The sequence below is a fragment of the Stenotrophomonas sp. STEN029 genome (genome assembly GCF_056760015.1).
Genome location: NZ_JBRREC010000135.1, coordinates 1 through 8830 on the forward strand (window position 1 = coordinate 1; position 8830 = coordinate 8830).

Annotated in this window: 7 protein-coding genes; 3 read left to right on the forward strand and 4 right to left on the reverse strand. The window is 64.2% G+C overall.

Features of this window, described 5'->3' with window-relative positions:
• The first annotated feature begins 179 nt into the window (after positions 1-179).
• Both ACVOLI_RS19590 and ACVOLI_RS19595 read left to right on the forward strand, forming a co-directional pair.
• On the forward strand, positions 180-2354 hold the full coding sequence (locus tag ACVOLI_RS19590) for a glycoside hydrolase family 3 N-terminal domain-containing protein (RefSeq protein ID WP_481615660.1): 2175 nt from the start codon (positions 180-182) through the stop codon (positions 2352-2354).
• A 235-nt stretch (positions 2355-2589) separates the two neighbouring features.
• Positions 2590-3075 (forward strand): CcdC protein domain-containing protein, encoded by a 486-nt coding sequence (locus ACVOLI_RS19595; protein ID WP_481615661.1) that lies wholly within the window; start codon positions 2590-2592, stop codon positions 3073-3075.
• A gap of 281 nt (positions 3076-3356) precedes the next feature.
• Here ACVOLI_RS19595 and ACVOLI_RS19600 read toward each other — a convergent pair whose 3' ends face one another.
• A complete protein-coding gene (locus ACVOLI_RS19600; protein ID WP_481615662.1) occupies positions 3357-4511 on the reverse strand; it encodes a PQQ-dependent sugar dehydrogenase in 1155 nt (384 codons plus the stop codon).
• Positions 4512-4670: 159 nt separating this feature from the next.
• On the opposite strand from ACVOLI_RS19600, the gene yiaA reads away from it, so the two are divergent.
• Entirely contained in the window at positions 4671-5108 is a 438-nt protein-coding gene (yiaA, locus tag ACVOLI_RS19605) for an inner membrane protein YiaA (RefSeq protein ID WP_296246843.1), read from the forward strand.
• A gap of 42 nt (positions 5109-5150) precedes the next feature.
• Here the strand turns inward: yiaA and ACVOLI_RS19610 are convergent, their stop codons facing one another.
• The 3 genes from ACVOLI_RS19610 to ACVOLI_RS19620 all read right to left on the reverse strand — a co-directional run bounded on the left by ACVOLI_RS19610 (position 5151) and on the right by ACVOLI_RS19620 (position 8144).
• On the reverse strand, positions 5151-6443 hold the full coding sequence (locus ACVOLI_RS19610; RefSeq protein WP_481615663.1) for a dicarboxylate/amino acid:cation symporter: 1293 nt from the start codon (positions 6441-6443) through the stop codon (positions 5151-5153).
• A 52-nt stretch (positions 6444-6495) separates the two neighbouring features.
• Positions 6496-7227 (reverse strand): L,D-transpeptidase family protein, encoded by a 732-nt coding sequence (locus ACVOLI_RS19615; RefSeq protein ID WP_481615665.1) that lies wholly within the window; start codon positions 7225-7227, stop codon positions 6496-6498.
• 68 nt (positions 7228-7295) lie between these two features.
• Entirely contained in the window at positions 7296-8144 is an 849-nt protein-coding gene (locus ACVOLI_RS19620) for a MurR/RpiR family transcriptional regulator (RefSeq protein WP_481615664.1), read from the reverse strand.
• Positions 8145-8830: the final 686 nt, after the last annotated feature.

Here is an 8830-nt window from a genome sequence, read left to right on the forward strand (position 1 = left end):
CGGCATCACGCCCCCTCCCTTTGGCAAAGCCAAGGGGAGGGTTGGGGAGGGGTGGTTCTTCGCTTGGAAAGCCCCCTGCCGAGCATGGCTCGGCACTACCGCTGCAGCCATGCGGCAGCCGCTTCACACTTGTAGCGCTAGAATTGCCCGCTTGAAATCGTTTACATGAAGGACTGCCGGTGGCCCCCGACCGCATTGAATCCCTGATTTCCCGCATGACCGTCGACGAAAAAGTCGGCCAGCTCAGCGTATTCGCCGACATGGTCCGGCCGTTCGCCCCGGACGTTAACCCGGAGGCCAACGTACGCAATGCCGAGCAGGTGCTGGAACAGGTGCGCGCAGGCCGCGTCGGGTCCTTGTTCAATGGCGTCGGCGCCGAGCTGGGCCGGCGCATCCAGCAGGTGGCGCTGGAGGAAAGCCGGCTGGGTATTCCGGTCATCCTCGCCTCCGATGTGATCCACGGCATGCGCACCGTGTTCCCGATCCCGCTGGGCGAGGCCGCCAGCTTCGAGCCGGACCTGGCCCGTCGCACTGCTCGCGCTACCGCCATCGAAGCGACTGCCGCTGGCATCCACTGGACCTATGCACCGGCGGTGGATATCGCCCGCGACCAGCGCTGGGGACGCGGTGCCGAAGGGGCGGGCGAGGACGTGGTGCTGGGCTGCGAATTCGCAGCCGCGCGCGTGCGCGGCTTCCAGGGCGATGACCTGACTGCCGAAGACTCGTTGCTGGCCACGCCCAAGCATTTCGCTGCATACGGTGCGGTTGCCGCAGGTATGGAGTACGCGCAGGTGGATATCTCGCCGCAGACCCTGCGCGATGTGCACCTGCCGCCGTTCAAGGCGGCGTTGGATGCCGGCGCGTTGTCGCTGATGAGCGCCTTCAACGACATCAACGGTGTTCCGGCCAGCGCCAATCGCGCGCTGCTGACCGATCTGCTGCGCAAGCAATGGAAGTTCGAGGGCGTGGTGGTTTCCGACTACACCGCCGACATGGAGCTGATCGCCCACGGCTATGCCGCCGATGAAGTGGATGCGACCCGCAAGGCCTTCCTCGCCGGGTTGGACCTGAGCATGCAGAGCGGTTTTTACGACCAGCATCTGGCCGGGCTGGTGCACGCCGGTGATGTGCCGATGGCGGTGCTCGACGAATCGGTACGCCGCATCCTGCGTTTGAAGGATGCGATCGGCCTGTTCGACAACCCCTACCGTTCGCTGGACCCGGCGCGCGAGGCTGATCAGTCGCATATCGCAGAACACGACGCATTGGCGCGCGACACCGCGCGCCGCTCGGTGGTGTTGCTGAAGAACGAAGCCGAGTTGCTGCCGCTGAAGAAGCAGGGCCAGAAGATCGCATTGATTGGCCCGTTCGTGCAGGACCGCGACAACATCGAAGGCTGCTGGACCTTGTTCGGCGACAAGTCGCGTTACGTCACCCTGGAGAGCGGCGTACGTGCCGCCCTTGGCGATGCCGCGGCATTGGAAGTCGTGGCGGGCTGCGGTTTGGAAGAGTCGCTGGAAGGCGGCATCGAAGCCGCGGTCGCCGCCGCGCAACGTGCCGATGTGGTGGTGCTGGCAGTCGGTGAACCGCAGCGCTACAGCGGTGAAGCGCAGTCGCGCGTTGAGATCACCTTGCCGCCGGCACAGCAGGCACTGGCCGAAGCCGTTGCCGCCACCGGCACGCCGCTGGTGGTGCTGCTGCGCAATGGTCGCGCGCTGGCGCTGCAAGGTGCGGTGCGTGATGCGCAGGCTATTGTGGTTACCTGGTATCTGGGTACGCAGAATGGCCATGCGCTGGCCGACATCCTGTTTGGCGACTATAGCCCGTCGGCGCGATTGCCGGTGAGTTTCCCGCACGCCTCGGGCCAGCAGCCCTATTTCTACAGTCATCCCCGTACCGGCCGACCCGAACTGCCGACCATGTCGGAATTCAAGGCGCGCTGGCGCGAGTTCCCGAACACGGCGCTGTATGCATTCGGCCATGGCATAGGCTATGCGCGCTTTGAATATGAAACGCCGCGCCTGAGCACGCCGCAGTTGGCTTGGGACGGTGAGCTGGTGATCCGCACCACGCTGCGCAACATCAGTGCGGTTGCGGGAGAGGAAGTGGTGCAGTTATACGTGCATGATCGCGTCGCCAGCCGGGTACGGCCGGTGCGCGAGCTGAAGGCGTTCCGTAAGGTTGATGTAGCTGCCGGCGACTCGGTGGACGTTGAGTTCCTTCTGGACCGACAGCAGCTGGCGTTCACTGGTGTGGACGGTGATTACACCGCCGAGCCAGGGCTGTTTGATGTGTGGGTATGCGCTTCGTCGGTGAGTGGGGATGCCGTCAGCTTTGAGCTGCTGGGCCCCTGATTCAAACCGATGTACGCGAGGTAAGCTTTGCTTCCGGTAGTGGGGGGGGGGGGGGGGGGGGGGGGGGGGGGGGGGGGCGGGTGGAGAGCCAGAGCAGGGGGCACGGGGGGGGGGGGTGGGGGAGCGTTTTGAACCATTGCCAAAAACGCCGCGGCCGCGCTTGGCGCGGCACTACGATGTCTGGTTTATTGTCAGCTTCGCGGCTTACGCCGCTCCTACAACACGGGGACGCTTCATGCCTGCTGCATTGCCTGTCTACATGCCTTGGTTGATGACGGCTGGTTTTGGTTGGTTGTATTACCGGCGTATCCGTCGCCACTTCGGCTGGCAGCCATGGCGCCCCGTTCGTAACGGCTTCCGTATCGGTCTGCTGTCGTTGGTGAGTGCTGCGCTGGTAGCTGCGGCGATATATATCCCGCATGTTGCGTTGGGGATTGCTGCCGGCGCAGTCGCCGGGCTTGGGCTGGGTGTGTTCGCACTCAAACACACCTTGATCAGTCCACGCGATGGGCGGGCCGGTTACACGCCGAATCCGTGGATCGGCGGTGGCTTGGCGGTATTGCTGATCGGACGCTTGGCCTGGCGCTGGTATGGCGGCGCTTTCAGCCAGGGCATGGGCGCGGGCATGGGCAATGCCAGTCCATTGACCTTGGCGTTGGCGGCGGCCTTGATCAGCTATGGCCTGGTGCAGGCGGTAGGCCTGGCGATACGCCTGCGCTGATATCGGTAGTGCCGAGCCATGCCCGGCATGGGCCTTGGCAGTAAAACTTCATCTGTAGTGCCGAGCCATGCTCGGCAGAGGCTTTACTGGTAATGCCCGCCTGTAGTGCCGAGCCATGCTCGGCAGGGGCTTTACCGGTAAGGCCCCTTGCCGAGCATGGCTCGGCACTACAGGCGGGCATTACCAGTAAAGCCTCTGCCGAGCATGGCTCGGCACTACAGGTGGGCATTACCAGTAAAGCCTCTGCCGAGCGTGGCTCGGCACTACAGGAAGCGGAGGCGTCAGCCTGCCTTTGGCGTCAGCTTCAACAGCTTTGCGTTGGCGCCATCTTCCAGCAGCCACAGCGCGCCGTCCGGGCCTTGCTCCACTTCGCGGATGCGGTTGCCCATGTCAAAGCGCTCGGCTTCGCGGGCCTTGTCGCCATCAAAGGCGACGCGCACCAGCGACTTGGACGACAGGCCGCCAATGAAGCCGCTGCCCTGCCACTGCGGGAACTGCTTGCCGTTGTAGATGATGAAGCCGGCCGGCGAGATCACCTGGCGCCAGGTCACCACCGGGGCGATGAACTCCGGGCGGGTGTCGTGATCGGGAATCGGGCGGCCGTCGTAATGGTCGCCATTGGAGACGATCGGGTAGCCGTAGTTGCCGCCGCGCTGGATCAGGTTCAGCTCGTCGCCGCCCTTCGGACCCATCTCGTGTTCCCACAGCTTGCCGTTGCCGTCGAAGGCGATACCCAGCACGCTGCGGTGGCCCAGCGAGCACACCTGGTCCGCCGGTGAACCCTGTGCCACAAACGGATTGTCGGCCGGCACGCTGCCATCGTCGTTGAGGCGGATGATCTTGCCCAGGTTGGTCTTCATGTCCTGCGCCGGGTCGAACTTCTGCCGCTCGCTGGAGCTGATCCACAACTTGCCATCCGGGCCGAAGGCCAGGCGATGGCCGTAATGGCCGCGACCGGTGACCTTGGGCGTTTGCCGCCAGATCACCTGCGCATCGCTCAACGTGCCGCTGCCATCGGCGTTCAATACCAGCTTGGCGCGGGCGACGGCGGCACCACGGGTATCGTCCTCGCCATCTTCGGCGTAGCTGTAATAGACCAGCCCATTGCTGGCGAACTGCGGATGGGCCAGCACGTCGCCAAAGCCACCCTGGCCGCCGTAAGCAACGGTCGGGACGCCGCTGATGGTGCCGCGCTTGCCGCTGGCGGGGTCGAAATGGACCAGCTTGCCGGCCTTCTCGGTGACCAGCAGGCTGCCGTCGGGCAGGAAGGTCATTGCCCAGGGCTCATCAAAGCGAGCTGTCTCGGTGGCGGTGAACGGCCATTGCGCGGGCTTCAGCGCGGCTTCGGCGGCCGGGTCGGGATCAGCGGCGCAGGCGCTGGTGAACAGGGCGGGGGCCAGGGCCAGGCTCATGCTGAGCAGGAGGGTACGGGGCATGGAGGTCTCCGGAAGCGGGGTGCGATACCAGTGCAGGGTTGTACACCATGACAGCCGATGCTGTCCGTTCGGGGGATGGGACTGGCGCACGGAATCGCTTACCGTAGCGGCCGAGCGCCCGTGGAACTGGGCCCCCGCATGCACAAAAAAGGAGTTTTCATGACGAAACAACAGATCTATCGCCCCTCTGCCGCGTTCATCGCGTCCGCATGGACGGCATTGTTGCTGGGGGCGGTGGCGTATCTGGTCGGGCTGTTCAATGCGCAGATGCTGCTCAACGAAAAGGGCTATTACCTGACCCTGCTGTTGTTCGGCCTGTTCTCGGCGGTATCGCTGCAGAAGAGTGTGCGTGACCGCCTGGAGGGCATCCCGGTAAGCAGCCTGTATTACAGCCTGTGCTGGTTTGCGCTGTTGTGCGCGTTGTTGCTGCTGTTGGTTGGCCTGTGGAACGCGACCCTGCTGCTCAGCGAGAAGGGCTTCTACGGCATGTCGTTCGCACTGTCGCTGTTCGGCGCAGTCGCGGTGCAGAAGAACACCCGCGACGTGATGGCGGCCGATGCTGCCTACGGCACGCCGCCGCTGCCGCCGCAGGAATGATGGAGCACCACTCCCGCCGATGGCGGGAGTGGTTGCAGGCAATCAGCTGTCGCTGGTCTGGTCCTGCTCCGGATGCTGTGCCGTGTGCCGGGCGACGATGCCGGTTGCGGTGACGCCGCCAGTCGCGTTGCCGATGGTGCAGAACACATCGGGAATGGTATCCACCGCCAGCAACACGCCCAGCGGTTCCACCGGCAGGCCCAGGCTCTGGGTGATCGGCATGTTGTTGGTCATGAAGTTGGCCTGGCCGGGCAGGCCGGTCGAGCCCATGCTGATCGCTGCGGCCAGCAAGATGGCCACCGCGTATTGCGAAGCATGCACGTCCATGCCGTACAGCCAGGCGATGAAGCTGGCCACGGCGATGTACTGCGCCGGGCTGGTGATGCGGAACAGCGACACCGCCATCGGCAGCACCAGCGAGGTCAAGGCAGGCGGGTAGCCCAGACGATTGCGCGCGCTGTCGATCATGGCCGGCAGCGAGGCCAGCGAGGACTGCGTGCTGCCGGCGATCACCTGTACCGGCACCAGTGCCCGAGCAAAGCGGCCGAACGGCTCGCCGGCAGCGAAGCGGGCAACCAGGTACAGCAGCAGGGTGATCAGGATGTAGATCACGCACATCAGCACGATGTAGTAGCCAAGCACGCCGATGATGCTCATGCCTACTTCAGCGCAGACCACGAAGACCAGCGCGAACACGCCTACCGGCGCCGCCCACAGCACCCAACGCACGATGGTGATCATGGTGTCGGCGATGATGCGGATGATGTCCAGGATGCGGTCGCGGCGCTCCGGTTCCTGCCGGCTCAGCGCAAAGCCGAAGAACATGGCGAAGGCCACCAGCGGCAGCATCGCGCTGGAGGCGGCGGCGGCAAGTGCATTGCTGGGAATGAGCGAGCTGATCCACTGCGCGGCACTCAGCGGCGTGGCTGCGGTTGCCGGCGAACGCAGCGCATCGCGGAAGGCCTGGATGTTGTCTGCATCGCGCGGCAGCAGGTCCAGCAGGAACGGGGTGATGACGGCCGAGAACGCGGCCGAGCCGACCAGCAGGATCAGGAACACGATGATCGCATTGCGCGCCGTGCGTCCCGATGCCGCCGCATTGCTGGCGGTATTGACGCCAACGATGACCAGTGCGGTGACCAGCGGCACCACCGTCATCTGCAGGGCATTGAGCCAGAGCCGGCCGATTGGCCGCAGCAGGTCGGCGATCTTCAATGCGAGCGCCTGGTCATAGGCGGTCAGTGCCAGCCCGACGATGGCGGCCAGCACCAGCGCGATCAGCACCTTGACGGGCGCTGAGACCTTGGAAGATTTTGCGGGGGCGCTGTCGGTCATGAAGGGAAGGCTTGGCTAAAGGAAGGGAAGATGCCCGGAACCGGACAAATGCTCAACGGGCGGTTTCTGAAAGTGCGGGCAACCCCCAGCTGCGCTGCAGCCGCTGGTACTCGGCATCAGGCAGCAGCACGAACAGCGGCTTGGCCTCGGGTGACAGCCATTCCAGCAAGGCTGACATGCGCTCTGGTTCCATCGCTGTGCAGCCAGCGGTCGCCTCGCCAGGCTGGCGCCACAGGTGGGCGAAAATGCAGCTGCCCTGGCCGGGCACTGCAGCGGGGTTGTGCTCGATGACGAAGCCTTCGCGGTAACGACGATCGCCGTTGTTGTGCAGGTCCAGGCGCATGGCTTCGGTCGAACCCTTGACTGCGGCTTCGCCGACCTTGGTGGCATCGACGATCTGGTTGTACAGCGGCGAGGCCGGTACATCCATGCAGTAGCTGCTGGCCAGCATCGGCTGGTATGGCATGGCGCTGGCGATGTGCTCGGCATAGCCGAAGGCCGGGCCGATGGCGAAGATGCCAGCCGGGCTGCGGCCATCACCTTCGCGCTTCTGCGGGCCATCTGTCTGTTGCGGATGCACGCCTACGCCCCAGGCGCTGCCGCTGCGGCCGAGGCTGACATCGAAGCCGGCATCGTGGGCCTTCCAGCCGCCGGCGGTGCGTTCGAAGGCTTGCAGGTGGGCGTTGGTCGCGTCCCAGTTGGGTGTGGTGACGACGATCAACTGGCGGGCGCTGTGTACAGGAGTAGCGAGTGGCGAGGCGAAGCTGACTGGTGCGATGACCATCAACACGCAGCCCAGCAGGTGTCGGACGTTACGTTGGAACGAGATGAGCATGGCGACGGTTCCCGAGGTCAGATGTCGATCAGGTGCTGGATGCGTTCTTGGTTCAATGCCAGCTGTCGTTGCCGATCAGGATTGGTCTGGCACAGCAGGACGAACACGAAATCCAGCAGATATTGCAGCGAACTGCGATAAAGCAGCTGCGCGATCGGCGGCTGCGGGTCGTGCGCGCAGATGGCCAACGAGGCATCCGCATGCGCGCGCAGTGGATTGGCGGTGTGGCGGGTGATCGACACGACCTTGCCACCGACTTCCTGGAACTGCCGCGACAGCTGCCATAGCTGCGGCAGCTTGCCGAACTCGGAGAACACCAACAGCACGTCCCCGGGGCGGGCGGCGGAGAGGTTGGCGGTCATCAAGATGGGATCGGCATGTTGCACGGTGAGGATGCCCAGCAGCGACAGTCGCATGGCGAACTCGCGCGCGTACAGGCCATCGTCGCCCAAGCCGTAGATGAAGACTTTGGGTGCATTGTCGACCAGTGCGATGACGGCTTCCACGTCGGCCTGCGCGTTGGCGGCCATGGTTTCTTCTTCGGCAGCGGCTTTGGCACGGCGCAGGGTCTCGGCAACCAGCAGGTAGCCGCCGGGTTGGTCCTCCGGCGGCCAGCTGGTGCTTTCGCCGTTGCCAGCTGCGGCGACGGCGGCGCCTACCGAGTATTTCAAGTCTGGATAGCCTTTGAAGCCAAGTTTCTGGCTGAACTTGACCACGCTGGACTGGCTGATATCCAAGGCATTGGCCAGCTGCTGCGAGGAGTAGTCGCGCAGCAGGTGTGCGTTGTCGAGGATGAAGTCGGCGATGCGCCGTTCGATGGCCGACATCTGTTCGCGTTCGGAGCGGATTTTTACCAGAGGTGGCATGGGCGTATGGATGTTTATCTGCTGAAGACTTTAAGGGATAGCGCAAGCAAGCGGAGCAGTGTTTCGCGCCCTCCCTTGCGCGCAGTGCAGGGGAGGGCCGGGGAGGGGTAGCTGGTGCTTCTGCTGTTGCTGTTGCTCCAGCCCCCTCCCTTGCACGAAGTGCAGGGGAGGGTTGGGGAGGGGTAGCTTCTGCAGTTGCAGTTGCTCCGGCTCCTGCCGTTGCTCGTGCTCCACCGGGTCCCCTTCCGCAGCGACGGAGCTGGCAGACAAGACCCCGAATGGGGCGACGCACAGGGATGTGCGTCGTTTTTCGACGAGACAGGGACGTCTCGTCGAAAAATCCCGGCGGCGGAGTGGACCCGCGGCGCGCAGCGTCGTGGGCGCGTAGGCAGGGTGTGCTTTCTTTTGGTTAGCTTTTCTTTGCACAAGCAAAGAAAAGTAACTCGCTCCCCGACGGGGAGCGAAAGCCCTTGCTTTGACTTTGACTTTGACTTGCCCTTTGGCACCTCCAAGGCAGCGGCAACAGCAAAACCAGAATCAAAGGTTTCCGCTCTCCTTCGGGGCACGAGCGCACCTTTCTTTGCTTGTGCAAAGAAACGTGGCCCAAAGAGGCGCCTTTTCAACAGCCGAATGGCTGGTCAAGCACACCCTGCCTACGCGCCTTCCGCGCTGCGCGCTCCAGGTCC